19 protein-coding genes are annotated in these 23,905 nt (G+C 64.2%); 6 read left to right on the forward strand and 13 right to left on the reverse strand.

The genetic code is table 11. From position 1 onward, the window contains the following. Nucleotides 1-51 precede the first annotated feature (51 nt). Nucleotides 52-591, forward strand: a complete 540-nt coding sequence (moaB, locus tag FFS62_RS05340; protein ID WP_137971756.1) for a molybdenum cofactor biosynthesis protein B — start codon at nucleotides 52-54, stop codon at nucleotides 589-591. Next, nucleotides 588-1,784 (forward strand): gephyrin-like molybdotransferase Glp, encoded by a 1,197-nt coding sequence (gene glp / locus FFS62_RS05345; protein WP_137971757.1) that lies wholly within the window; start codon nucleotides 588-590, stop codon nucleotides 1,782-1,784. The genes moaB and glp overlap by 4 nt, the downstream gene beginning before the upstream one ends. A 4-nt stretch (nucleotides 1,785-1,788) precedes the next feature. Here glp and FFS62_RS05350 read toward each other — a convergent pair whose 3' ends face one another. The 13 genes from FFS62_RS05350 to FFS62_RS05410 all read right to left on the reverse strand — a co-directional run bounded on the left by FFS62_RS05350 (nucleotide 1,789) and on the right by FFS62_RS05410 (nucleotide 17,996). After that, a complete protein-coding gene (locus tag FFS62_RS05350) occupies nucleotides 1,789-3,192 on the reverse strand; it encodes a lipid II flippase MurJ (RefSeq protein WP_137971758.1) in 1,404 nt (467 codons plus the stop codon). Between the two features lie 8 nt (nucleotides 3,193-3,200). Beyond that, nucleotides 3,201-4,010 carry an acyltransferase gene (locus tag FFS62_RS05355; protein ID WP_137971759.1) on the reverse strand — a complete coding sequence of 270 codons (810 nt, stop codon included), beginning with the start codon at nucleotides 4,008-4,010 and terminating at the stop codon, nucleotides 3,201-3,203. After that, entirely contained in the window at nucleotides 4,007-5,395 is a 1,389-nt protein-coding gene (locus tag FFS62_RS05360; protein WP_137971760.1) for an O-antigen ligase, read from the reverse strand. Before FFS62_RS05360 ends, FFS62_RS05355 begins: the two co-directional genes overlap by 4 nt. Next, entirely contained in the window at nucleotides 5,392-6,492 is a 1,101-nt protein-coding gene (locus tag FFS62_RS05365) for a glycosyltransferase family 1 protein (RefSeq protein ID WP_137971761.1), read from the reverse strand. Before FFS62_RS05365 ends, FFS62_RS05360 begins: the two co-directional genes overlap by 4 nt. Next, complete coding sequence (locus FFS62_RS05370) at nucleotides 6,483-7,694, reverse strand: glycosyltransferase family 4 protein (RefSeq protein ID WP_137971762.1); 1,212 nt, start codon at nucleotides 7,692-7,694, stop codon at nucleotides 6,483-6,485. Before FFS62_RS05370 ends, FFS62_RS05365 begins: the two co-directional genes overlap by 10 nt. A gap of 8 nt (nucleotides 7,695-7,702) precedes the next feature. Then, nucleotides 7,703-9,028 (reverse strand): cellulase family glycosylhydrolase, encoded by a 1,326-nt coding sequence (locus tag FFS62_RS05375; RefSeq protein ID WP_137971763.1) that lies wholly within the window; start codon nucleotides 9,026-9,028, stop codon nucleotides 7,703-7,705. After that, nucleotides 9,028-10,200: a glycosyltransferase gene (locus tag FFS62_RS05380; protein WP_137971764.1), complete on the reverse strand. Its 1,173-nt coding sequence runs from the start codon at nucleotides 10,198-10,200 to the stop codon at nucleotides 9,028-9,030. The genes FFS62_RS05375 and FFS62_RS05380 overlap by 1 nt, the downstream gene beginning before the upstream one ends. After that, complete coding sequence (locus FFS62_RS05385; RefSeq protein ID WP_137971765.1) at nucleotides 10,200-12,191, reverse strand: lipopolysaccharide biosynthesis protein; 1,992 nt, start codon at nucleotides 12,189-12,191, stop codon at nucleotides 10,200-10,202. The genes FFS62_RS05380 and FFS62_RS05385 overlap by 1 nt, the downstream gene beginning before the upstream one ends. Before the next feature lie 11 nt (nucleotides 12,192-12,202). Beyond that, nucleotides 12,203-12,997, reverse strand: a complete 795-nt coding sequence (locus tag FFS62_RS05390; RefSeq protein WP_137972235.1) for a polysaccharide biosynthesis/export family protein — start codon at nucleotides 12,995-12,997, stop codon at nucleotides 12,203-12,205. A gap of 30 nt (nucleotides 12,998-13,027) precedes the next feature. Beyond that, complete coding sequence (locus FFS62_RS05395; RefSeq protein WP_137971766.1) at nucleotides 13,028-13,939, reverse strand: glycosyltransferase family 2 protein; 912 nt, start codon at nucleotides 13,937-13,939, stop codon at nucleotides 13,028-13,030. Next, nucleotides 13,939-15,390, reverse strand: coding sequence for a mannose-1-phosphate guanylyltransferase/mannose-6-phosphate isomerase (locus tag FFS62_RS05400; protein ID WP_137971767.1), 1,452 nt, complete (start codon nucleotides 15,388-15,390; stop codon nucleotides 13,939-13,941). The genes FFS62_RS05395 and FFS62_RS05400 overlap by 1 nt, the downstream gene beginning before the upstream one ends. After that, a complete protein-coding gene (locus FFS62_RS05405; RefSeq protein WP_137971768.1) occupies nucleotides 15,391-16,824 on the reverse strand; it encodes an undecaprenyl-phosphate glucose phosphotransferase in 1,434 nt (477 codons plus the stop codon). A gap of 140 nt (nucleotides 16,825-16,964) precedes the next feature. Beyond that, nucleotides 16,965-17,996: an AraC family transcriptional regulator gene (locus FFS62_RS05410; protein ID WP_137971769.1), complete on the reverse strand. Its 1,032-nt coding sequence runs from the start codon at nucleotides 17,994-17,996 to the stop codon at nucleotides 16,965-16,967. A gap of 129 nt (nucleotides 17,997-18,125) precedes the next feature. Here FFS62_RS05410 and FFS62_RS05415 point away from each other — a divergent pair, with 129 nt between their 5' ends. From FFS62_RS05415 to yegS, 4 genes are all read left to right on the forward strand, one after another. Next, nucleotides 18,126-19,724, forward strand: coding sequence for an FAD-binding oxidoreductase (locus FFS62_RS05415; RefSeq protein ID WP_137971770.1), 1,599 nt, complete (start codon nucleotides 18,126-18,128; stop codon nucleotides 19,722-19,724). Between the two features lies 1 nt (nucleotide 19,725). Continuing rightward, a complete protein-coding gene (locus tag FFS62_RS05420; RefSeq protein WP_137971771.1) occupies nucleotides 19,726-21,300 on the forward strand; it encodes a glycerol-3-phosphate dehydrogenase/oxidase in 1,575 nt (524 codons plus the stop codon). 17 nt (nucleotides 21,301-21,317) lie between these two features. Beyond that, nucleotides 21,318-22,877, forward strand: coding sequence for an FGGY-family carbohydrate kinase (locus tag FFS62_RS05425; protein ID WP_137971772.1), 1,560 nt, complete (start codon nucleotides 21,318-21,320; stop codon nucleotides 22,875-22,877). Between the two features lie 89 nt (nucleotides 22,878-22,966). Further along, nucleotides 22,967-23,860 (forward strand): lipid kinase YegS, encoded by an 894-nt coding sequence (yegS, locus tag FFS62_RS05430; protein ID WP_137971773.1) that lies wholly within the window; start codon nucleotides 22,967-22,969, stop codon nucleotides 23,858-23,860. Nucleotides 23,861-23,905: the final 45 nt, after the last annotated feature.

Consider the following 23,905-nt stretch of genomic DNA (forward strand, 5'->3'; position numbering starts at 1 on the left):
CGGGGCCTGTGGTATAACACCGGCCAGTTTTCGCCACAACCGGATCACGCCATGAGCCACAAGGCCGAGGCGGCTTTCGTGCCGCTGAACATCGCCGTTCTCACCGTCAGCGACACCCGCTCGCTGGAAACCGACACCTCCGGCCAGCTGTTCGTCGATCGCCTCACCGCCGCGGGCCATCACCTGGCCGCGCGGGTGCTGCTGAAGGATGATCTGTACCGCATTCGTGCCCAGGTGGCGCAATGGATCGCCGAGGATGAGGTGCAGGTGGTGCTGATCACCGGCGGCACCGGCTTCACCGGCCGCGACAGCACGCCCGAGGCGGTACGCTGCCTGCTGGACAAGCAGGTGGATGGCTTCGGCGAGCTGTTCCGGCAGATATCCGTGGCCGATATCGGCACCTCCACCATTCAGTCACGCGCCCTGGCTGGCCTGGCCAACGGCACCCTGGTGTGCTGCCTGCCGGGCTCGACCAACGCCTGCCGTACAGCCTGGGACGGCATCCTCGGCGAGCAGCTGGACAACCGCCACCGCCCCTGCAATTTCGTCCCGCACCTGAAGCAGGCCGCCGCCTGCGAGAGCCGCGGATGAGCCTGCTGCCGGTCGAAGAAGCGTTGCAGCGCCTGCTCACCCTGGCCGAGGCCACGCCCATTCATGGTCGCGAAATAGTCGTGCTGGCCGCCGCCGATGGTCGCGTGCTGGCCACCGATCTGGTCGCTGGCCTCGACCTGCCGCCCTGGCCCAACAGCGCCATGGACGGCTACGCCCTGCGCCTGGCCGATGGCCAGGGCGGGCCGCTACCGATCAGTCAGCGCATCCTCGCCGGCCAGGCTCCCGAACCGCTGCAGTCCGGCACCTGCGCGCGTATCTTCACTGGTGCACCGATGCCCAGCGGGGCCGACACGGTAGAGATGCAGGAGAACGTCGAGCTGCTGGCCGATGGCCGAGTGCGTTTCCGCGAACCGCTCGAGGCCGGACAGAACGTCCGCCCGCGAGGCCAGGAGACCCGCGCCGGCGAAGTGGTGCTGCCCGCCAGCACCCGCCTGGGCCCGGTCGAGCTGGGTCTGGCCGCCTCGCTCGGCAACGCTGTTCTGGCGGTGCGGCGCAAGCCGCGAGTGGCGGTGATTTCCACCGGAGACGAACTGATCGAGCCCGGTCAACCGCTCGGCGCGGGGCAGATCTACAACAGCAACCGCAGCCTGCTCTGCGCCTGGCTGCAACGCCTGGGCTGCGAAGTACTCGATGCCGGCATCCTGCCAGACGATGCGCAGCGCACCCGCGACGCCCTGGCGGCGCTGGGTGATGCCGATCTGATCCTGTCCACTGGCGGTGTGTCGGTGGGCGAGGCCGACTACCTCGGCCAGGTCTTGCACGAGGAGGGTGGGCTGGCCCTGTGGAAGCTGGCGATCAAGCCTGGCAAGCCGCTGACCTGCGGCCACTTCCGCGGTGTGCCGGTGCTGGGGTTGCCGGGTAATCCGGCCTCGACCCTGGTGACCTTCGGTCTGCTGGCGCGTCCCTATCTGCTGCGTCGCCTCGGCGTGCAGCGGGTCGAGCCGTTGGCGTTCCAGGTGCCGGCCGGCTTCACCTGGAACAAGGCGGGCAAGCGTCGCGAGTATCTCCGCGGGCGAATCGAGGGCGGCCGCGCCGTGCTCTACCCGAACCAGAGCTCCGGTGTACTGCGCAGCGCCGCCTGGGCTGATGGCCTGGTGGAAGTACTGGAAGACCGGACCTATGCCGAAGGCGACTCGCTGCGCTTCATCCCGCTGAGCGAGCTGCTGGCCTGATACTCTAGCGCCAAGGCTTGAGCCATAGTGCCAACCCGCCCATGGAGGCGACAGCCCCCAGGCTGCTCAACCCCAGCTGCAGCCACGGATTCGTTAGGGGATGTAGTAGCAATGCGGCTACTCCCAGCAAGACCAGGCTAGTCAGCCATTGTGCGGGCCAACTCAAGCTGGCGAGCAAGCCCTGGCGCTGCAGTAGCAACAGGCTAGTGAGCAGGACACCGGCCATGGCTGCCACGGGGATTCCGGGCAGACCTAGCGCCCAGGGCAGTGCGGCTAGCAACAGGGCATTGAGCGCGCTGCCAGCCAGTTCGCAGCGCAGCGGTAAACGGGTATCGCCACTGGCGTAGGCGTAGCGTGCCAGCAGGGCATTCCATGCGCCGAACACCAGGGGAATCGCGAGCCATGCCAACAGTGTTGGCAATGGGCTTTCATGCATCTCGTCTGGCAGCAGCAGGTCTATTAGCGCGGGGCCGGCACCTATCAAGCCAAAGGCCGCCGGCAGGCTGAGCAGGGTGGCTGCTGCCAGTCCGCGCCGCAGCAGCGATAGACGTTCTTCCGTAGCGCGAGTGCTCAACATGCCGAGCAGCACCTGATTGAGCGCCATCAACGCGATCAGTGGCAGGTTGATCAGCTTGCGAGCAAGATTTACCCAGGTCACGGCACCTTCGCCGAGCAGGCTGGCTACCAGGCGTTCGAGCAGGGCCAGGCCCTGGCTTGCCGCATTGCTGGCCAACAATGGTCCGATCTGCCGCAGAAGCTCTCGACCACTGCCTGCTTCGCCATGCCAATCCCACGGGCGCCAGCCCTGGCGCAGGCTGGGCAATGTCAGCGCCAGAGGCATCAGCAGGCTGCCAAGCACGCAGGCCAGAGCCAGCTCATCGGCTTGGCAGGCGCCACCGCGCAGGGCCAGCCAGAACACTGGCGGCAGGTTGAACAGCAGCGAGCCCAGGCCGGCAAGCACGAAGCGTTCGCCGGCCTGCAGCGGGATGCTCAGCCAGGCGTGCAGTAGTAAGCCAGGGGTGCACAGTGCCAGCAGGCGCAGGCTGGCGCTGGCCTCGCTCTGTGCTGTGGTTCCCAGGCCAGGGCCGATCAGCTGTGTCCACAGTGGTGCGGGGCCTGCCAGCAGAGCGCTTAGCAGGACAGCGACGAGCAACAGCCAAGGGGTCAGGCCGTTCAGCCAATACTGGCGACGTAGCGGATCGCGCTGTTGGTACAGTGGCAAGGCAGCGGCACTGAGTAGGCCGGCAGCCAGGGTCATGCGCAGCGCTTCGGGCAGGAACAGGGCGACCAGGAACGCATCGCTGCGTGCGCCGGCCCCCCAGTTGGCCACCAGCAGCCATTCGCGGGCGAAGCCGAGCATCAGCCCGGTCAGGGTGGCCAGGGTCAACCAGAGGGTGCTGTTAAACATCGTGCCGGTCAGTGCAGCAGGGTGAACAGGCCCTTGCCACCGACCTTGTAGTTGAGGTCGTGGGGGCGCTCTCCCATCGGTTTGGCACCGCTGCCGCCGACAATCTTGTAGGGGGCGATTTCCTTGGCCACTACGGTGTTGGCGGTAACCACTGCGCCGCGGCCGATGTGAGAGCCATGGCCGATTAGCGCACGGCTGGCGATCCAGGCGTAGTCGTCGATGTAGATGGGCGCCGAAACGGACCAGAATTCGGGGGCGGTGAGGTCATGACTGCCGGCGATGATCAGCACATAGGAGGCGATGGCGACGTGATCGCCGATCACCAGGCCGGCGCGGGCATCTACCTGGCAATGCCAGGCGATCACACTGTCGTCGCCCATTACCAGGTTTTCCACACCGAGTACCTCGGTATTACGCCAGATCGACGAACCCTTGCCGATCTTCGCGCCACCGGCACGCAACCACCAGATGCGCAGGTTGTGGCTGGGAATCTTGTTGATCAGGATGTTGTAGACCTGCTCCCAGGCGCGCAGCCAGCGGTCCTTAAGGGTTACCCAATTTTTGCCGTAGAGCGGCACCAGATTAGTCGGCACCTCTTGCTTGAGCAGGGCATAGAAGCGCTTGGCTAGTGGATTTTCGATTCGCATCTCGATATCCACGGAGCTGATCGCGAACCGTTCGCCCTCTTCGAAGGCAACGTCATTGGCCAGCATCCACTCGAGCGTTTGGGCGAGTTCCTCGGGATTGCTGCCTAGTTTCTCGGCGTAATCGGGGAGTTGGTTGCGCAGGTGCGAGCGCAGCATGATGCGGTGTTTCATCGGGCGGATTCCTGACAGCCTCGTGTCTGCTGCGGATACAACCTGGCCTGTTGCAGGGCCAGGCCGGCGAGCAGCCAAAACAGGGCAATGATGACAAAGGTAAAACTGTAGTAATGGTCGAAAATGCCGGTCAGCAGCGCCGCCAGGACCCCGCTCAGGCTGCCTAGCCAGACTGCGTTGTCCTTGGTTATGCGCGGCACCTTGCCATTGGGGCGTACGGCGCGCCACCACAGTGCGGTAACCATGACGAACAGGGCCATGCCCGGAATGCCGATCTTGTAGATGAAGTTCAGCCACAGATTGGAGATGCCCAGCATGCCGCTGCCCGGTACTGGTGGATCGACCTTGAAGCCGATGCCCAGAGGGTAACGGGCCATGGCCTCGGGGAACATGGCGTATTCCTCGAAGCGGATTTCGGTACTGGCGTTGCTGGACGAGAAGATGCTCAACAGGCGCTCCTGCAGAGGCGGATAGAACATCACCAGGGCGGCGCCGAAGGCAGCCCCAAGACCGATGATCCTGCCGCTGTAGGGCACGCGCTTGTAGCTCAGCCAGAACAACACCAATACCAGCGAGACTATCGCCCCGCGAGAAATGCTGAACAGCAGGCCCGCGACGCCCAGAATGGCTACCGACAGACCCAAGGCGCGACGCCAGCCGCTACGTGTCCAGCCATACAGCAAAGCCAGCGGCACCATAAGGGCGAGAATGCCGCCAGTGAGATTGGGATGCACCCAGGGCGAGGCCATGCGCTGGAAGTTGGCCGAGAAGATGTCTCTGATCGCTTCGGGGTGGGCGTATTTCAGGTCCGTCAGAATCGGGATCATGGTGTTGGCATCGCGATCTTTCAGGAACATGAAGATCGACAGGCAAAGCATGGCCAGATTGCCCAGCAGCAGGGCCACTATCAGCTGGTCGCGGTCTTTCTCAGTACGCAGCAGCAGTGGCACCAGCAGCAACACTGACAGATTCATCAGCCAGCGCACCCAGTTCACCGGACCGTTGCCTTCGGCGCCGATGATGAGCATGCCAACTACGAAAGGTAGTGCGCTGTAGGCCATCAGCATCACCAGGCTGCGTTCGACCGGGTACCACTGCAGCAGGCCGCGTGTCCTACCGAGAAAGCCCTGCCAGAACACCGCGATCCAGGTCAGCGCCAGCACTGCTTCGCTGATTGTGGTGCGAATGCCGATCTGTACCGTGGTGTAGGGGAGGCTGGTTGCCAGGGCGGCGAACATCAGCAGCCCCCAGACTGGCTTGCGCATCAGGGTCAGGGTCAGCGCCACCCCGACGAGAAGGATCAGCAGCTTGCTGACTGGCAGGAACCACAGCAGGGCTCCGAACAGGGTGCCAAGCAAGACGGCGATGGGTAGCCCGATACTCACGCGTCGAGTTCCCGCAAAAGCTCGTCCAGGCGTGCGCGATAGGCTGCTGGAGCATAGCGTGCGGCCCACTCGCGTAGCGATTCGTCGCGTGGCAATGGTCGTTGCGCCAGCTCCAGCAGGCAACGGCGCAGATCGTCCGCATCGTGTGGGGCGAAGCGCGGTGATTGCGACGGGGCGACTTCATCCAGCGCCGAGCCGCGGGCCAAGGCGACCGGCGTGCCATAGCCAAGTGCTTCCACCACCGGCAGACCGAAGCCTTCGGCATAGGAGGGCTGCCACAGGCACTCCGCATGCTGATACAGAGCCTGTAGCTCTGCATCGCTCAGGCCACTGCGCCAGTGCAGGCCAGGTAGGGTGCGCAGGGTTTCCGGCAGATCCTCGCAGTGGCCGACCAGCAGCAAATCCGGGACCTCTGATGAGGCTGCTCGCGCCGCCCGCCAGTTGCTGACGAAATGCGCCATATTCTTGCGCGGTTCGCGCGTGCCTACAGCCAGCCAGTAACGTGCCGGCAGCGAGCCTGGTCGAGGAGCCGGCTCGCTGGTGCAGGGCTCCACCAGATTGGGCAGGACACGCACCTTGTTTCGCGCAAAGGGGAACAGGCGCTTGGTTTCCTCGGCGGAAAACAGGGAAGGACACCAGACCCTGTTGGCACGCCATACCGACCAGGCGATAGAAAGACCGTCGATAAATCGGTAGGCCAAAGCCTTTAGCCGTGAGCGATGGTGGTTGTGCTCGGTCAACTGGAACAGGTCATGCAGCAGGAGCGCCTGGCGCTGGTTTCGCGCCTTGCGCCCCAGCGGCAGGCCCATGTTGGCCGTGGCGATGTACAGATCGACACGCTGTTCACGCAGCGCTCGCGGCAGAAAGCCGGCCTCGAAGCGCAGCCGAACCTGGGGCCGTTGTAAGCCGTCGAGTGGGCTTGCCCATTCGGGGCAGCAGGCACTCTGGCGTTGTGCATGATCGAGCGGTGCTTCACTGAAGCGCACCAGCGTGGTTGCGTTGCGCGCCAATAGGGCCTGCTCCAGTGCGCACACCTGGCGGCCAATACCCGACTGCGGCGCGACAGTGGCCGGGCGGTAGTCCAGGCCTACGCGCATGGGGCTTGCTCCGTCTGGTTGAGCTGCAGGTAGGCTGCTTCCAGCTGATTGGCAGCGGTCTGCCAATCGTGTTCGCGCTGCACATATTGACGGCCAAGCTCACCGAGCTCGCAGGCTGCCTGTGGGGCTTCGATCAGTTCTGCAAGCGCCGTGGCCAGCTCTGCGGCGGTTTCGCCGATGCGACAGTCGACGCCGTCGCGCAGTGTCAGGCCGGAAACGCCCTGGCTCGTGCTCACCAGTGGTAGGCCGGCAGCCAGTGCCTCCAGCACCTTGAGCTTGGAGCCACCGCCTTGGCGTAGCGGAGCGAAGAACAGACTGCTGCGTGCCTGCAGCACGCTGAGGTCCGCGACAAAGCCATGCCATTCGATGCGCTCATCCGGCCAGCGCTGCGCCCACTCTGCGGGCATCGCGTAGCCGGCCACGGCGAAGCGTGCTTGTGGATGACGTTGCCAGAGAAGCGGCAATATTTCTTCTAGTGCCCAAATCAGCGCATCGACATTGGGTGGGTATTCATAGTTGCCGACGAACAGGATGCGCTGGCTGGTCGCGTCGCACTGCACCGCAGCGAATCCTCGCGTGTCTACACCGTTGACCACCACGGCTACGGGGGTGGCAGTCAGTCCGCGCATGGCCTTTGCGTCTGCCTCGGTGACCGCGACCACGCCGGTCGCGGCGTCGAACACTCGTCGCTCCCAGCGTCTCGCTCGCCATTGGTCATAGATGACGAAAGGTTTTGCCCATGTAGGGAAGCGTGAATAGGTGGCGCCACCCAGGCTCGATTCGAGATTGTGCTCGGTCAGCAGGAAAGGGCGTCGGTGCCGTCGCAGACTCCGTTCGAACGGCTGGAAACTGTAGCTGTGCTCGATCTGGATGACGTCCCAGTCCTGCTCCAGGAGTCGCTCGAAACGCGCCGCGAGCGTTGGTGCGAGGCCGTTGATGCAGGTCAGCAGAGGCCACGGCCCGCCGCACGCGGCGGCCAGGGTCAATGGGTGGCGTAGGGGGCGACGTGGCAGCACGATCAAGTCATCCAGTAGCGGCGCCAGAGTTGTTTGTGTCTCGGGCTCCAGCTGCTCCTTGGACTGTACCAGCAGGGTGATGCGATGGCCGCGCGCGGCCATGGTGCGCAGCAGGTGGTACTGACGAGTCTTGCCGCCACTGCTGGTCGGCCATGGAAGGTAGGGCAGAATCCACAGAATACGCATCAGATTCCTTACCAGACCAGCATCTGCAGGCTGGGCTTGGCCTTGAGTTTCACTCCACCCGCGACCGCCAACGTCCGTTGCTTGCCGGTCAATGGGTCATGCAGCTCGGCATTGGCCACACCAGGCAAATGTAGCGAGGCGCCGCTGGCACTCCAGAACAACCACAGCTGTCGGCCGTCTGCACGACGCCAGGCGATGCTGTAGAGGTCTGTCGCGGCAGTGGTCAAGGCAGGTGGATTCGCAGGCACCAGGCGGGGGCCAGTGATGGCGAGGAAGCGCTTGAGCGCTTGGTAGACCGGCTTCGGTTGGCCCTGTAAGTCGAGAAGACCATATTGCTGGTCACGGGCGCTAGCGCGATTGTCGAGGTCGGACAGGGCGAACAGGAAGATCCTGTCGTAATCCAGCGCGCTCATTAGCGCGAGACGGCGCAGCACGTAGTCGGCCTGCCCTTGGGGGCCAATGATCTCTTGCAGTTCTATCGGTCCGGCGTAGCTGGACCAACCCCATTCGGTCGCCCAGATCGCCGGTACTCCGGCTCCGCGAAGCTTGGCATTGAGTTGTTGAGCACGCAGAACGAAATCGTTGACGCCTGGTTCGTCGCTTTCTGGCTGCTGCGAGTAGGGATGATAGGCGATGACGGTGTTGAGCTGCAGCACGCCGAGTTTGACAAGCTCTTCGAGCATCAGTCCGCCCTTGGTCGGCATCTGGCTGTAGTAAGCCATGCCCGCCATTACCACCGGTTTGTTGGGCACTGCCTGGCGCAGTGCCTGAACGCTGGGGAGCAACAGACGCGCATAGCCTTCTGGATCCTCGTGAGGGCGCCAGAAGGAGGGCAAGTTGGGTTCGTTCCACACCTGCCAGGCGTCGACGCTGGGGTAACGGTCGGCCAGCATGGTCAGCATCTGGGTAAACAGCTGAGGATCTTTGGGTGGGTACTGGTCGGTTGTCGGTGAGCCAGCTGGCGCCGTGGTGGCATGGGGTGCCGAGCCGACCAGGTAAAACACCGATTTGAGTCGTTCCTGTTGCAGTTGCTCGACCACGCCATCCAGTTCCGTTAGGCGGTACTGGCCTTGCTCGGGCTCATGCCGATCCCAGTGCAGGTCGACTCGGGTCCAGTCCAGACCGAGTGCCTGCCACTGCTGCATCTGTTTGCGAGAGACCTCAGGGGGGAACCAGAGAAAGTGCGCATTGACGCCGAGGAAGTCCCTCCATTCGATCGCTCGTGGAGCTTTCAGCTGCATGCCACCCGCTTCGGCCGGGCGGCTTGGATTGAATATCAGAAACAGCGCCAATAGGCCGGCAAGCGGCAACACATAAAGGAGTTTGCGCATGATCAGGTTTCTCCGCAGGCAGCACGGAACAAGGTGAGAAAGCGTTCGGCGGTGGCTGACCAGCGCCGTGCTGCGCCGATCACGCCTGCTTGTTCGGCCCAGGATGTGGCCAGCTGCGGTTCCAGGGCCAGATGCTCGATGGTGGTAGCCAAAGCATCGATATCACCCTGCGGATAAGTCGCACCGTTACCGTTGGCAACTTCCTCGGCGAAGGCCCGGGCATCGGACGTGATCACGCCGCGACCACAGGCATTAGCCCAGGATAGCGCGCCACTGGTACCACGCATCTCGCCGAGCAGGCCGAGCTTTTTAGACTCGCGGTAGGGCAGGACCATTACATGGTGAGCCTGGATGGTCTGAGCTATGTCCGCTGACGGCAGATTCAGCTGCCAATCCAGGCAGTCGCTCAGGGCCAACTCGTGCGCCAGCTGACGCAATTCGTCCAGATAGTTGCCCGCCGGGTCGAAAGCCATTTCCGGTGCGGTGCCGCCGGCCAGTGTCAGGCGCAGCTGGCCGCGCAGGTGCGGTTGGCGTTGCAGTACCTTGGCTAGTGCGCGAAGCAAGTCTTCGATGCCCTTGCCGCGATAGATGAAGCCGAAATACAGCAGGCGCAGCGGATTCAGTGGCGGCAGCGCTGCGGGAGGTATATCCAGATTGCCGTGGGCGATCGTTGCCGTCTGCTCTGCGGCGAGGCCCATGCGTGTAGCGAGGTGCTGCCTGCCCAGTTCGGTCAGCGTAACCGCGCGACGCAGGTGGCGGGCCAGGCGCCGCTCCTCATGAAGTGTCAGTGGATCGGCCAGCAGCGCGGCGGCCTGAGGCCATGGACGCGGAAAGCGTTCGGCCATCGATAGTGGCCAGGGAAGGTGCGCACGCCGCCAGACCAGGCGTTCGGGGTCATGTACCGTGGCGGTAAGCGGCAGCTTCGGGTGGGTGCGTCGCAAATAGTCGAGGGCATGGAACTCGTTCAGTCGCCCCCCACCCAGTTCGGCATGTACCAGTTGCGGCTGCCCCCAGTCGAATTCAGCCAGGCGGGCTGGCAAATTTTCCCTGCTGCATCCCTGAAGCGGCGTCATGACCTCAACGCCATGCGCCTCCAGCGACCGACGAAAGTGTTCGGCGTAATCGGCGATGCCAGTCTGCTCGGGTGGCAAGGGGGCGAGCAGGGCGATACGCATCAGGCCTCGCCCCGCAAACGCTTGATGATGTCCAGAACCCGACCTGGTACTTCGAACTGACGGCGATTGAGGATAATCCCGTCGACCTTGCCGAAGGCGGTATTGAGTATCGACAGAGCATGTTCGACCACCGGCACGGTGCTGGTCTTGGCTTCGGCGACCAAGGCGATCAGATCCGCACGGCGCAGGGCGAGGAAGGCTTCTTGATTGCTCATCAGGGCGGAGGCATCTAGCAAGACTATCTCGCCGGGTTGTGGTGCGGCGTCGCCACCCTCGCGCACGGCATGACCGCGCTCACGCAGCAGGTTGGCCAGATGGGCGGATACGAAGCTGACCCCCTCGCCGGGGCGAGCCGAAGCCAGGGCCAGCGCCAGCCCCTTGCTCTCGATCACATCGCCGGGCAGCAGGCTGTAGAGCCGGTAGATGCTGGCGGTGAAACCGCTGCTGATCCTCCAGGGTTGCGGACCGAGGTCTGGAAGCGTGGTCCACAACGGTACCTTGAAGGTTTCCTCGATGCGTGCCCCGTCATGAATGCGAGAGTCCAGCAGATAGCAGATGTAGAGCGTGAGCAGGCCGACAGCCAGGCCGGCGGGGAGGGCCAGCAGGAGGATCAGCAGGCTCTTGGGGAAGACTCGGCTGGGGTTGTGGGTGGCTTGCTCGACTACGGCAATGTTGCTGATCTGGCTGTTATCCAACTCGCGATCAATACGCGCCTTCTCCAGATTCTCGGCGTACAGGGCATAGCTCTTTTCGGCGCTGGTTAGCTGCAGGAGCAAACGGTTGATCTCCGGCTCCTCGCCCATGATGCGCTGGCGCTCGCTGCGCAGTTGCTGGAGTTGCAGGTCATGGTCCTTGATTTGCCCGGCTAGCTGACCGTCGCGCAGCTCGGCGTCGATGATCTGTTGCTTCAGATTGACCACGATGCTGTTGGGGGCGAGGTTGCGCGAGCGTTCCAGACGCTCTTCCTCGGCTGCGATCATGGTCTTCATCTGCGCGATGTTTTCTTCGATCTCCCTGAGCGGCGGTGCATCGGGCAGGAAGGTGCGCAGCAGGGTAGCGCGCTCCTGTTCCAGCGTGTTGAGGCGGCGGCGCAGGTCGAGCTGCGATGGGTTGAGGCCGATCTCGCGAGCGGTGACCACCTCCTGGGGCTGACGCTTGAGTTGCAGGCGAGCGTCGGTGAGGAAGCTGCGAACGCCGGCTTGCTCGTTGACTTTTTCCGATCGTGCATCGGCGAGGCGATTGATCTGGTCGGTGAGGTTGCCCAGACGCTCCTTGACGCTAACCGAGTTGACGCTCTGCAGCCGGCTCTGTAGCTGTTGCTTGAGCAGGCTGACCTGGCCATCGACCTTGTGCATCTCGTTCTCGTAGAAGGCGTACAGGCTTCTGCGTCCGAGAGCGCGGGTGCGTTCCTCGAGATACGCATTGATCCAGGTCTCGACCACCTTCTGGGCGATGGCTGGGTCGTCCCAGGTGAAGCTGACCTCCATTACCGCGGAGCCTGGCTCATGGCCCACGACGAAGTTCTTTTCCAGCTTCTTGGCCAGGCGGTCGACGGGAGACTGCTGCTCGATGATGCCGAGCAGTTGGAGGATGCCGCGCAGCGCTTCGATCGCCGCATTGGCCGCCATGCCCACATAGGACTTGGCAGTCGCCCAGAAGCCTTGTGGCTGGTGACTGGACATTTGCTCCAGATAGCGCTCGGCGACCATGCGCACTATGGGGCGACCGGTGAGCATCTTCTCTTCATCGACGATGGGGTCACGCTGGGTGCTGGGGGCGACCAGGGCCTGGCGGTTGGCAACTTCGATAGGAAGCGTTGTGCTCTCGCGCCCCGGCTTCACCAGCAACCGCGCATTGGATTCGAATTTGGGCGGTAGCAGGAAGGCGCCAAGTACGGCGACAGCGACAGTGGCTATCACCGTCCACTGGAATTCGCGACGGAAAATGAAGAACAGTCGCAGCAGATCGCGGAAGGAACGAATTTCGATCATGTTGACTGCTCTCAGAAGTTACAGCTGGTGCCTTGGCACTGGTAGGTGTTCCCGCTGTTGCTCACGTCGGGATCGTTGAGGTCGTAGTTGAAGCCCACGCCGATGCCCTTGTTGACCGGGAATAGACGGGTGAAATACATGTCGACGGCCTCGACGGCGCTACCGATGCCCGATTGCGGTACATAGATGATGTCGCCGCGTTGCATGGCGACCATGGGGCGCTCTTTATCCTGTAGCAGGCTGCCCAGGCTGAAGAAATACAGTTTGTACTTGCCATCGGGGCCGGCGCGCAGCAGGGCAATGTTGTCGCTATCGGCCGATGGCAGCACGCCGCCAGAGGCCAGCAGCACCTGCTCCAGGGTGGCATGTCCGGTCAGGTCGAATGAGGCGGCGTTGGGTACGGCGCCTCCCACAAACACCTTGTTGCTCGGTGCGATGGCGATATTCACCGTGGCGTTGGGGCGGCGGTAGATGGTTGCCAGCTTGCTAGTGACTTCTTTGGCCACGTCTTCGGGTGTGCGCCTATCGGCTTTGATCAGGCCGATAAAGGGCATGGAGAAGTAGCCGTCCGGGCGTACCACGAACAGGGTCATATCATCCTTTTCCGAGGGCTCCTGAGCATCGCGCACGATGCGCAAGGTATCGCCGCTTTGAATACGTACCTGTGGTGGGGGCAGCTCGGCCAGCTGGTAGGTTTCCTGGTGACGCAGCTTCAGTACTTCATCGTCGGGCAAGTGCACGCGAGCCGGTGTGCTGCAGGCTACGAGGCTAAATGCCAGCAGGACAGGAATGAGTAGTTTGGGCATGGCTGTTTCTCTTGCGATGAGCTGCATGCGTCAGTCCCAGTAAGCGGGGAACATGCTGATTTTGCGTTTGAGGGCGACTGGTAGCCACCGCTCGTTATGGCCGAGCCGATAGCCCAGTAGCTTGAGCAGGGTGCGTAGCATCACTTCCGGTATTCGATGCAAGGCATTGGCATGGCGCAGCGCGGCCAACTCTGCCAGTACGTATCGCTTGCCTTCACCGCCGGCGTCGCCAAAGGCCTCGGCGATCCATTTTTCTCGGCCGTAGAAGGTACCGATATCGAAGTAGCGGCGGAACTCCTCCAACAGGCGATAGTCGTGCGAGTGCTCGACACAGGCGCTGGCGGCGTAGCGCACGGCGTAGCCTGCCAATAGCAGCCTGCCCGCGACATAGGCATCCTCGCTGCCGATGACATCCTCGGGGAAGCCTCCGGCAGCCATCAGGGCTGTACGCTTGTAGGCGGCGAAGGAGTCGGAGCTGTAACAGGTCTTGATACCCAGTTCGGCCGCGTCGCGCAAGCGTTTGGTACGACCCTGCTCCGGATAGTTGAAGCGACGCGCCTGTGCGCCGAGCAAGCCGGCGTTCGGGTGCGGTAGCTGGCGGCCGTAGGCGACGCCGATGTCATCTTCCGACAGCAGTTCGTCGCGCAGCTTGGCCAGTGCCTGGGGGTCGCTAGGAATGGCGTCTTGGGTCAAGTAGATCAAGACGTCGGCGTCGACCTGCTGGCTGGCCCAGCGGCGGGTCTTGCCATGATTGAAGCTGCCCGGATCGATCACTTCGACACGCGCACCGTACTCGCGATAGCGTGCAACTGTGTCGTCCTGCGAGGCGCTGTCAATTACCAATAGCTCGTCCGGCTGTAGGGTCTGACGGGCGAGCGCGGGCAATTGCCGATCGAGAAAACCACCGGCATTGCGCGTTGGAATGATCAGCGCCACACGCATCAGTTCGACGGCTCCGGGGTGCGGCCGTAGATATCCTCGAAGCGCACGATGTCGTCCTCGCCCAGGTACTCGCCGCTCTGTACCTCGATCATCACCAGGTCGATCACCCCCGGATTGCTCAGACGATGACTGTGTCCGGCGGGAATGAAGGTGGACTCGTTGGTGTCGAGCAGGAAGTCGCGCTCGCCATTGATCACCCGAGCCATGCCACTGACCACCACCCAATGTTCGCTGCGGTGATGGTGCATCTGCAGAGACAGTGAGGCTCCTGGGCATACAACGATGCGCTTGATCTTGAAGCGTGGCCCTTCTTCTATGACGCTGTATGTCCCCCACGGGCGGTTGACCGTACGATGCAGGCGATAGGTCTCATGACCTTGCTTCTTGAGTTCCAGGGCGATGTGTTTGACGTCCTGGCTACGCTCGGCGTCGGCGATCAGTAGGGCGTCCGGAGTGTCGACCACGATCAGGTTATGGACGCCTACGGCGCCGATCAGGCGGTCGGGGCTGTCGATATAGCAATTGCTGACTTCATGCAGAATGGCCTCACCACGCACCTGGTTGCCGGCGTCGTCGCTGGGCAGCAGCTCACGCAGAGTCTGCCAGGAGCCTATGTCGTTCCAGCCCAGTGAGCAGGGCACTACGGCGACCTGCGATGAGCGCTCCATCAAGGCGTAATCGATGGAGATATCCGGGGCCTTACCGAAATGCTCCAGGGGGAGCTCGCGTTGTAAGCAGCCACTACCTTGTAGCAGTGGGCTGGCATCCAGGCTGCTGCGCGCGATGTCCAGCACATCTGGCGCGTAGCGTTCTAGCTCGCGCAGCAGGGTGTCTACCTGCAAACAGAACATGCCGGCATTCCATAGATACCTGCCGCTATCGAGGTACTGCTGAGCTGTGCTGGCGTCCGGTTTCTCGACAAAACGGGCGACTTGCAGGCCGTCTGTGCCCAACGCTGCACCAGCTTCGATATAGCCGTAGCCCGTTTCGGCGCGGGTTAGCTGGATGCCAAAGGTCACCAGATGGCCTGCAGCGGCCAAACGGCGGGCCTGTGCTACCGCGCCTGCGAAGGCAGTTTCGTCCTGAATCAGGTGGTCGGCTGGCAGGATCAGCAGCTGGCAGTCATCGCCATACTGATTCTGCGCATGCAAAGCGGCGATAGCGATGGCCGGGGCGGTATTGCGTCCGCAGGGTTCGAGCAGAAAGTCCAGAGCCAGCGCGCCAGTATTGACCGCGCGATAGTCGTCCTGGGTACTGAACAGCAGCTCGCGATTGGTCACCGTCATCAGCCGCTCTACGCCCTGCAAACGCGCGGCGCGCAGGAAGGTTTTCTGCAAGAGGCTTTCGCCATCTGGCAAGCGCATGAATGGTTTGGGTCGAGCCTCGCGGGAGATGGGCCATAGACGGGTGCCTGCACCGCCAGCGATGATGCATGGAATCAGGATGCCCATTCAGTAGGCCTCTTTACTGGAAGCCACGGCGGGCAAGGTGCGAAAGATAATGTAGAGGTCGAACCAGATGGACCAGTTCTCGATGTATTCGAGGTCATACTCGACGCGTTTCTCGATCTTCTCCAGTGTGTCAGTCTCGCCCCGATAGCCATTGACCTGGGCCCAGCCGGTGATGCCTGGCTTGACCCGATGGCGGGCACTGTATTGCTCTACGGCTTCTTCGAACAATATGCCGGCTGCCTTGGTTGCCGTGGCATGCGGCCGCGGACCAACCATGGACATGCTGCCAAGCAACACGTTAAACAGCTGTGGCAGCTCGTCCAGACTGGTGCGGCGAATAAAGTTGCCGACTCGGGTTATGCGCGCGTCACCCCGTATGGTCTGGCGTTCAGCATTCGCATCGGCCATCTGGTGGTACATGGAGCGAAACTTGTACACCTCGATCAGTCGATTGTTGTAGCCGTAGCGCTTCTGGCGGAACAAGACGGGGCCGGGTGAGTCCAGCTTGATCGCCAGCGCCAGGCCGAGCATCACCGGGGCCAGCAACACCAACGCAATGCTGGCGAGGAACAGGTCTTCGATGCGCTTGATCAGTGGCGACCAGCCTCGCAGCGGAAGCTCCGAGGCATTGAACATCGGTACGCCGGAAACCTCGGTGATGCGGTTGTGAGCATGCCGCAGGGCGAGCATGTCGGGCACCAGCAATACATTGACTGGGAGTGTGCGCAGGTGTCTGACGATATGGTCGATACGGTTCTCGGCGGTCCAGGGGAGTGCCACCAGAACCTGCTGGACGCGCTCCTCGCGGATCAGCTTCTCCAGTACCGCTGTGTCGCCTAGCACTGGCAGATCCCCCAGCATGCCGCTGACTCGGCTCAGCCGATCGTCGATGAAGCCAATCACTCCCAGCCGGATGTCACCGTTACGCCGCAGATACTCGGCCGCGCGCACACCATTGTCGGTGCCGCCAAGGATCACCGCATTCTGCAGATGTCGCCCTTGGCGCATCAGCGAGCGCAGGATTGCCAGTAGTAACAGTCGTTCTGCGCCAAACATGAGCAGTCCAGCGACAAACCAGATCGCCAGCAGTCGGACGGGAATGGGAGCGAAGAGCTTGAGGGCCTGATGCATAAAGAGCAGAAGGGCAAAGGCAGCAAGCCAATTGAAGAACATCAGGCGAAAGCGCAGCAGGTTGCTGAACAGTTCGTCGTTGTAGACACCGCCGGCCTGGAAGATCAGCACGGTAATCAGTCCGAAGAACAGCATCAACGTGACGTAGTGATTGGTCAGTTCGGGATTGCCGTTCAGCGTCCACAGCAATACCAGCCCTGGCAATATGGCGGTGAAGCCATGAAGAAGGCGAGTGAAGGCCACGAAATACTGGACGAAGCTCGGTCTAGAGATCGGCTGGCGTTCGGTGGAATGCGCGCGCAAAAGCTCCCCCGTTCGGTCTTGGTCGGGACCGCCGATGAAATGTTGCTGAGAGTTGTCAGATTTTTGGCGATGTTATTTTGCTTTAATTATGCTATCGCCGGTTTTTTGTCGATTGGACCACGAAGTTTTTTTGAAGGCAATTAAAAAGTAGTGGCCTTTTGATATTTCTGACGATATTCACCCGGCGTCATCCCGGTCCACGCCTTGAAGCTGCGGTGGAACGAGCGCGACTCGGTGAAGCCCAGGTAGCTGGCGATATCCTGGATCGCCAGGTCGCTGCGCAGCAGGTAGTGCTCGGCCAGTTCCTGGCGCAGCTGGTCGAGGATCTCCTGGTAGCTGGTGCCGGCCTGCTGCAGGTGGCGCTGCAGGGTGCGCACCGTCATGTGGAATTTCTCGGCGACCTTTTCCTTGCGCGGCAGGCCGTCCTTGAGCAGCAGGCGCAGGGCGTTCTTCACCCGTTGCGGCAGCGGCTCGTTGTCGTCCAGCCCGGCCATCATGGTCAGCGCGTGTTCTTCCAGGGTGCGCAGCAGGTTGGCGTCGGCTTGGCGCAGGGGAATGCTCAGGTAGTCCAGCGGCACCAGCAGGGCATTGCTCGGCTGCTCGAACCGCACCGGGCAGCCGAATACCTCTTCATAGTCCGCCTGTGGTGCCTCGTCAGGCCGCGCATGTTCGAACCAGACTTCGCGCGGCGAGCGGTCCATGTCGGCGATCCAGCGCGCGTAGAGCATCCACGAGGCCAGCACGTTCTCCACCATGTGCCGGCGGATGCCCGGGTGCTCGTGGCGGCAGTTCCAGATCAGCCGCACATGGTCGCCGGCCAGTTCCAGTTGGCTGGTGCCCATGTCGCCGACCAGCTTCTCGTAGGGCACGATGCGGCTCATCGCCTCGCCCAGGGTGGCGCAGTTCATGGTGATGTAGCCGAGCACGCTCCACGAGCCGGGTTGCACGTAGCGCGCGGCATGCAGGCCGAACAGCGGGTCGCCGGAAACCTGCATCAGGTGCTCCAGCAGGCGCTCGTGTACCTCGCTGGGCAGGCGCTTGCCGTTGTCCGCCAGGTCCTCGGCGCTGATGCCGGCGACGGCGCGAGCATTCTCCACGTCCAGGCCGAGGTGTTCGGCGTGACGCAGATACTTGAGCAGGGCGGGGACCGAGGTATAGCCGAGGGTCAGCATGGTCGATTCTTGTTGTTCTGCTTGTCTTGATTGGCGACAGCCGCTGTCCCGATTTGACAGTGACCGCAGCGGGCGGCTGGCTAGTATAGGCAGCCATCGATCATCAGCGGAACTGTGAGGAAAGGACGGATGCGACGTTGGAACGGATGGGGCGACGAAGCCACCCAGGTTGAACTGCCGGCCCATGGCGGCGCCTTCCTTGCCGAGCGTGTCGGCGCCGGCCAGCGCCTGGCGGACGCCAGCCTGGAGCAGGTGCTGGCCCGCGTGCCGCAGTCGCGTCTGGCTACCCGTCATCCGCTGGTCAGCATTGATGCGGAGATGCGCGTGCGCCATGCCCGCGGCCAGAGCCTGCCGGACTGGCTGGCCATGCGCTCCGGCGATTTCGGTGTGTTCCCCGATGGTGTGGCCCTGCCGGAGACCGCCGCGCAAATCCGCGAGCTGCTGGCCTGGGCCAGGGAGCAGGACGTCATCGTCATCCCCTACGGCGGTGGCACCTCGGTGGCCGGCCACATCAACCCGGTCGAGTCGGCCAAGCCGGTGCTGACCCTGTCGCTGGAGCGCATGACCCAGCTGCTCGACCTCGACGAGCAGAGCCAGATTGCCACCTTCGGCCCTGGCGCCAGCGGCCCGCAGGTGGAGGCGCAGCTGCGCGCTCGCGGCTACACCCTCGGTCACTTCCCGCAGTCTTGGGAGCTGTCCACCCTCGGCGGCTGGGTCGCCAGTCGCTCCAGCGGCCAGCAGTCGCTGCGCTACGGGCGTATCGAGCAGCTGTTCGCCGGCGGCAAGGTCGAGACCTTGGCCGGCACCCTGGAGATTCCGACTTTCCCGGCCTCGGCCGCCGGGCCGGACCTGCGCGAGCTGATCCTCGGCAGCGAAGGCCGCTTCGGGGTGATCTCCGAAGTGCGCGTGCGCGTGACCAGGCTGGCCGAGCAGGAGAAGTTCTTCGCCGTATTCCTGCCCAGCTGGCAGCAGGCCCTGGCTGGCATCCGCGCCCTGGCCCAGGCGCGCGTGCCGCTGTCGATGCTGCGCCTGTCCAACGCCATCGAGACCGAGACCCAACTGGCCCTGGCCGGCCATCCGGAGCAGATCGCCTGGCTTGAGAAATACCTGGCCTTGCGTGGCGCCCGCGCGGGCAAGTGCATGCTGACCTTCGGCGTCACCGGCAATCGGGCGCAGAACGCCCTGTCGGTCAAACAGGCCAAGCGCATCCTGCGTGCCGAGGGCGGCGTGTTCACCGGCACCTTGCTGGGCAAGAAATGGGCGGAAAACCGCTTCCGCTTCCCCTACCTACGCCACGGCCTGTGGGAGGCCGGCTACGCGGTGGACACCCTGGAGACGGCGACCGACTGGAGCAACGTCGACAATCTGCTGAACAAGGTCGAGGCCAGCCTGCGCCAGGGCCTGACGGACGAGGGCGAGCAGGTCCACGTGTTCACTCACCTGTCCCACGTCTATGGCGAGGGTTCGAGCATCTACACCACTTACGTGTTCCGTCCGGGCAGCAGTTACGAGCAAACCCTGGCGCGCTGGAGCACGCTCAAGCACGCGGCCTGCCAGGCCATCGCCGGCAACCGCGGCACCATCAGCCACCAGCATGGCGTCGGTCGCGACCACGCGCCGTATCTGGTGGCGGAGAAGGGCGAGCTGGGCATGGCGGCGCTCAAGGCCATGGCCCAGCACTTCGATCCGGAGCAGCGCCTGGCCCCCGGCGTACTGCTGGAAGACTGAAATGAGCTGGAACGCCACCTGGCGTGAAACCGCGCTGCCGGAACTGGCGGCGCGCGACTGGGACCTGATAGTTATCGGCGGCGGCATCACCGGCGCCGGCATCCTGCGCGAGGCGGCGCGGCGCGGCTGGAGCTGCCTGCTGCTGGAGCAGCGCGACTTCGCCTGGGGCACCTCCAGTCGTTCGTCAAAGATGGTCCACGGCGGCCTGCGTTATATCGCCAAGGGCCAGCTGGGCCTGACCCGCGACTCGGTGCGCGAGCGCCAGCGCCTGATCGGCGAGGCGCCGGGCTTAGTCGACCCGCTGCCGTTCCTGTTCCCGCATTACCGTGGCCGCTTCCCCGGCCCCAAGGTGTTTGGCGGCCTGCTCGGTGTGTACGACGCCCTGGCCGGCCAGCGCCTGCATCGCTATCACCCGCTGGCCGAGCTGCGCTACCTGGCGCCGGGCCTGCAGGAGCAGACGCTGCTCGGTGCGACCCGCTTCACCGATGCGGTTACCGACGATGCGCGGCTGGTTATGCGCGTGCTGGGCGAGGCGCGCGCCGACGGCGGCGAGGCGCTCAATGGCCTGCGCGTGGTCGAGCTGAGCCGTGACAACGGCCGGGTGGTCGGGCTGGTCGCCGAGGACGTGGAGAGCGGCCAGCGCCTAGCCTTCCGCGCCCGCGCCGTGGCCCAGGCCACCGGCGCCTGGGCTGACGAGCTGCGGCAGAAGAGCGGCCTGGAACATATCCGCCCGCTGCGCGGCAGCCATCTGCTGCTGCCGGCCTGGCGCCTGCCGGTGGCCCAGGCCATCAGCTTTATGCACTCGGATGATGGCAGGCCCGTCTTCGTGTTTCCCTGGGAAGGATCCACGGTGGTCGGCACCACCGATCTGGATCACGGCGAGTCGCTGGGCCAGGACGCACGCATCAGCGCCGAGGAGGTGGATTACCTGCTGGCGGCCTGCGCCAGCGTATTCCCACATGTCGGCATCGGGCGTGCCGATGTGCTGTCCACCTGGGCCGGCGTGCGCCCGGTGGTCAGCGCAGGGCAGAGCGCCGGGCGCAAGCCCTCGGACGAGAAGCGCGAGCACGCGCTGTGGAGCGAGCCCGGCTGCGTGACCCTGGCTGGCGGCAAGCTGACTACTTTCCGTTTATTAGCCCTGGAAGTGCTGCGCGCCTGTGCGCCCATGGTCGGTCGCGAGGTGACGGATGCCGGTCAGCAGGTGTTCCGTAGCGCCGAGCCGCAGACGCTGCCCGGCCTGGGTATGGCCCAGCAGCGCCGCCTGGCCGGTCGCCATGGTGCGGCACTGCCGCGTCTGGCACGGCTGATCGAGGAGCTCGGTAGCGCCTGCATCGGCGCCAGCAACACGCTGTGGGCCGAGCTGGCCCTGGCCTGCGACGAGGAGCTGGTGCTGCACCTGGACGACCTGCTGCTGCGCCGCACCCGTATCGGCCTGCTGCTGGCGGGCGGTGCCGAGGGCGAGCTGCCGCGCATCCGCGCGCTGTGCCAGCCGCGCCTGGGCTGGAGCGATGCATGCTGGGAACAAGAACAACAACGCTATCTTGAGCTGTGGCGTAGCTGCTACGGCCTGCCCTGAACTGCCTGGAAACCGACGTGACCGAACAACGCTACCTGCTGGCCATCGACAACGGCACCCAAAGCGTGCGCGCGCTGCTCTTCGACCTGGCCGGTAACCTGATCGGCAAGGGCAAGGTGGAGCTCGAGCCCTACTATTCCGAGCACCCCGGCTGGGCCGAGCAGGACCCGGAGTACTACTGGGCCAGCCTGGGCGAGGCCTGCCGCCGGCTGTGGGCCAGCGTCGAAATCGACAGAAGCCAGATCGCCGGCGTTTCGGTCACCACCCAGCGCGGCACCCTGATCAACGTGGACGAGGCCGGCAAGCCGCTGCGCCCGGCCATTCTCTGGCTGGACCAGCGCCGCGCCGAGGTGGCAGGCAGCATCACCGGCCCCTGGGGCTGGCTGTTCAAGCTGATCCGCGAAGAGGCGACGGTGGACTATTTCCGCGCCCAGGCCGAGGCCAACTGGGTCGCCCAGCAGCAGCCGGAGATCTGGGCCCGCACGCACAAGTTCCTGCTGCTCTCGGGCTTTCTCAGCCACCGCCTGAGCGGTCGCTTCGTCGATTCTGTGGGCAGCTGCGTGGCCTATCTGCCGTTCGACTACAAGCGCCTGTGCTGGGCCAAGCCCAGCGACTGGAAGTGGCAGGCCATCCCGGTGCGCCCGGACATGCTGCCGGAGCTGGTCAAGCCGGGCGAGCGCATCGGCAGCATCACCGCCGCGGCCAGTGCCCACACCGGCATTCCTGAAGGGCTGCCGCTGATCGCCGCGGCCTCGGACAAGGCCTGCGAGGTGATCGGCGCCGGCGGTGTGGAACCGAGCACAGCGTGCCTGTCCTACGGCACCACGGCGACGATCAACACCACCCGCGCCAAGTACCTGGAGACCATCCCGCTGATCCCGCCGTACCCGGCGGCGATTCCCGACCATTTCAACACCGAGGTCATGATCTTCCGCGGCTTCTGGATGGTCAGCTGGTTCAAGGAACAGTTCGGCCATGCCGAGCGCCAGCGCGGCCTGGAGCTGGGCGTGGAGGCCGAGACCCTGTTCGACGAGCTGGTCAACAGCGTGCCGCCGGGCTCCATGGGCTTGACCCTGCAACCGTTCTGGTCGCCGGGCATCCGCGAGCCGGGGCTGGAAGCCAAGGGCTCGATCATCGGCTTCGGCGACGTGCACACCCGTGCGCACCTGTATCGGGCGATCCTCGAAGGCCTGGCCTACGCCCTGCGTCAAGGCCGCGAACGCATCGAGAAGCGCTCCGGCACGCGTATCGAACGCCTGCGCATCTCCGGCGGCGGCTCGCAGAGCGATGCGGCCATGCAGCTGACCGCCGACATCTTCAACCTGCCGGCCGAGCGCCCGCACCTGTACGAGACCTCCGGCCTGGGCGCGGCCATCGACTGCGCCGTCGGCCTCGGCCTGCACCCGGACTTCCCCACGGCCATCGCCGCCATGACCCGCGTCGGCAAGGTATTCCAGCCCAATCCGCAGGCGGTGGCGGTCTACGAACGGCTGTACCGCGAGGTCTACCTGCGCATGTACAAGCAGCTCAAGCCGCTCTACGGCAGCATCCGCGAGATCACTGGGTATCCCGCTTAGCGCGTCCAAGCGCAACGGTAGTCGGCACTTTCCCCTCTACGCCGCGGTCTGCTGTACTCGGACGAACCACAAGGGAGAGGGGGCGTAGCATGAGCGAGCGCAAGGCACTGCTGATCCTGCATGGCAAGCAGGCGCAGAACGAGGAAGTGCGGGCCGCGGTGATGGCGCTGCGCGAGAATGGCTGGGAGCTGGCCGTGCGCCTGACCTGGGAGGGCGGCGATGCCGCCCGGCTGGTGGATGAGGCGCTGGCCGCCGGCTATCCGACTCTGATCGCCGGTGGCGGCGACGGCACCCTGCGCGAGGTGGCCGAGGCCATGGCGCTGGCGGGCAGCGACGCTTCCCTGGCCTTGCTGCCGCTGGGTACCGCCAATGACTTCTGCCGCGCCGCCGGGATTCCGCTGCCGCCGGCGGAGGCCCTGTCCCTGCTGGAGTTCGAGCCGCGCTCGATCGACCTGGGCGAGGTGGACGGCCAGCTGTTCCTCAACATGGCCACCGGTGGTTTCGGTTCCAAGGTCACCGCCAATACCTCGGAAGAGCTGAAGAAGATGCTCGGCGGCGCCGCCTATTTCCTCACCGGGCTGACGCGTTTTCCCGAGGTGCATGCCGCCTTCGGCCGCTTCAGCGGACCGGGCTTCACCTGGGAAGGGGATTTCCTCGCCCTCGGCATCGGCAACGGGCGCCAGGCCGGCGGTGGTCATGTGATGTGCCCGCAGGCGCGTATCGACGATGGCCTGCTGGATATCTGCATCGTGCCGGCGCCGCAGGACGTGGTCGGTACCCTGGGCACGCTGCTGTCCGGCGGCATCCTCGGCCTCGAGTCGGTGTCGATCAGCGCGCGCCTGCCATGGCTGGAAGTCGAGGCGCCGGAGGGGCTGGACATCAACCTGGACGGCGAGCCGCTGGAGAGTCATCGCCTGCGTTTTGCCGCGCGCACCGGGGCGCTGCGCCTGCACCTGCCGAACATCTCGCCGCTGCTCGGCTGAGGCGTGCTGGCGCCCGAGCGGTGCCCTGCGGCATGATGGCGTCAG

The organism is Pseudomonas sp. F(2018) (genome assembly GCF_005508865.1).
In the GTDB taxonomy this organism is placed as follows: Bacteria; Pseudomonadota; Gammaproteobacteria; order Pseudomonadales; family Pseudomonadaceae; genus Aquipseudomonas.

Coding starts and splice junctions, on each gene's coding strand:
- FFS62_RS05415 (WP_137971770.1), top strand. CDS start 18,126: ATGCGACGTTGGAACGGATGGGGCGACGAAGCCACCCAGGTTGAACTG.
- FFS62_RS05365 (WP_137971761.1), bottom strand. CDS start 6,492: ATGCGCGTAGGCCTGGACTACCGCCCGGCCACTGTCGCGCCGCAGTCG.
- FFS62_RS05355 (WP_137971759.1), bottom strand. CDS start 4,010: ATGAAACACCGCATCATGCTGCGCTCGCACCTGCGCAACCAACTCCCC.
- moaB (WP_137971756.1), top strand. CDS start 52: ATGAGCCACAAGGCCGAGGCGGCTTTCGTGCCGCTGAACATCGCCGTT.
- FFS62_RS05390 (WP_137972235.1), bottom strand. CDS start 12,997: ATGCCCAAACTACTCATTCCTGTCCTGCTGGCATTTAGCCTCGTAGCC.
- FFS62_RS05395 (WP_137971766.1), bottom strand. CDS start 13,939: ATGCGTGTGGCGCTGATCATTCCAACGCGCAATGCCGGTGGTTTTCTC.
- FFS62_RS05385 (WP_137971765.1), bottom strand. CDS start 12,191: ATGATCGAAATTCGTTCCTTCCGCGATCTGCTGCGACTGTTCTTCATT.
- FFS62_RS05400 (WP_137971767.1), bottom strand. CDS start 15,390: ATGGGCATCCTGATTCCATGCATCATCGCTGGCGGTGCAGGCACCCGT.
- FFS62_RS05350 (WP_137971758.1), bottom strand. CDS start 3,192: ATGTTTAACAGCACCCTCTGGTTGACCCTGGCCACCCTGACCGGGCTG.
- glp (WP_137971757.1), top strand. CDS start 588: ATGAGCCTGCTGCCGGTCGAAGAAGCGTTGCAGCGCCTGCTCACCCTG.
- FFS62_RS05410 (WP_137971769.1), bottom strand. CDS start 17,996: ATGCTGACCCTCGGCTATACCTCGGTCCCCGCCCTGCTCAAGTATCTG.
- FFS62_RS05370 (WP_137971762.1), bottom strand. CDS start 7,694: ATGCGTATTCTGTGGATTCTGCCCTACCTTCCATGGCCGACCAGCAGT.
- yegS (WP_137971773.1), top strand. CDS start 22,967: ATGAGCGAGCGCAAGGCACTGCTGATCCTGCATGGCAAGCAGGCGCAG.
- FFS62_RS05380 (WP_137971764.1), bottom strand. CDS start 10,200: ATGCGTATCGCCCTGCTCGCCCCCTTGCCACCCGAGCAGACTGGCATC.
- FFS62_RS05420 (WP_137971771.1), top strand. CDS start 19,726: ATGAGCTGGAACGCCACCTGGCGTGAAACCGCGCTGCCGGAACTGGCG.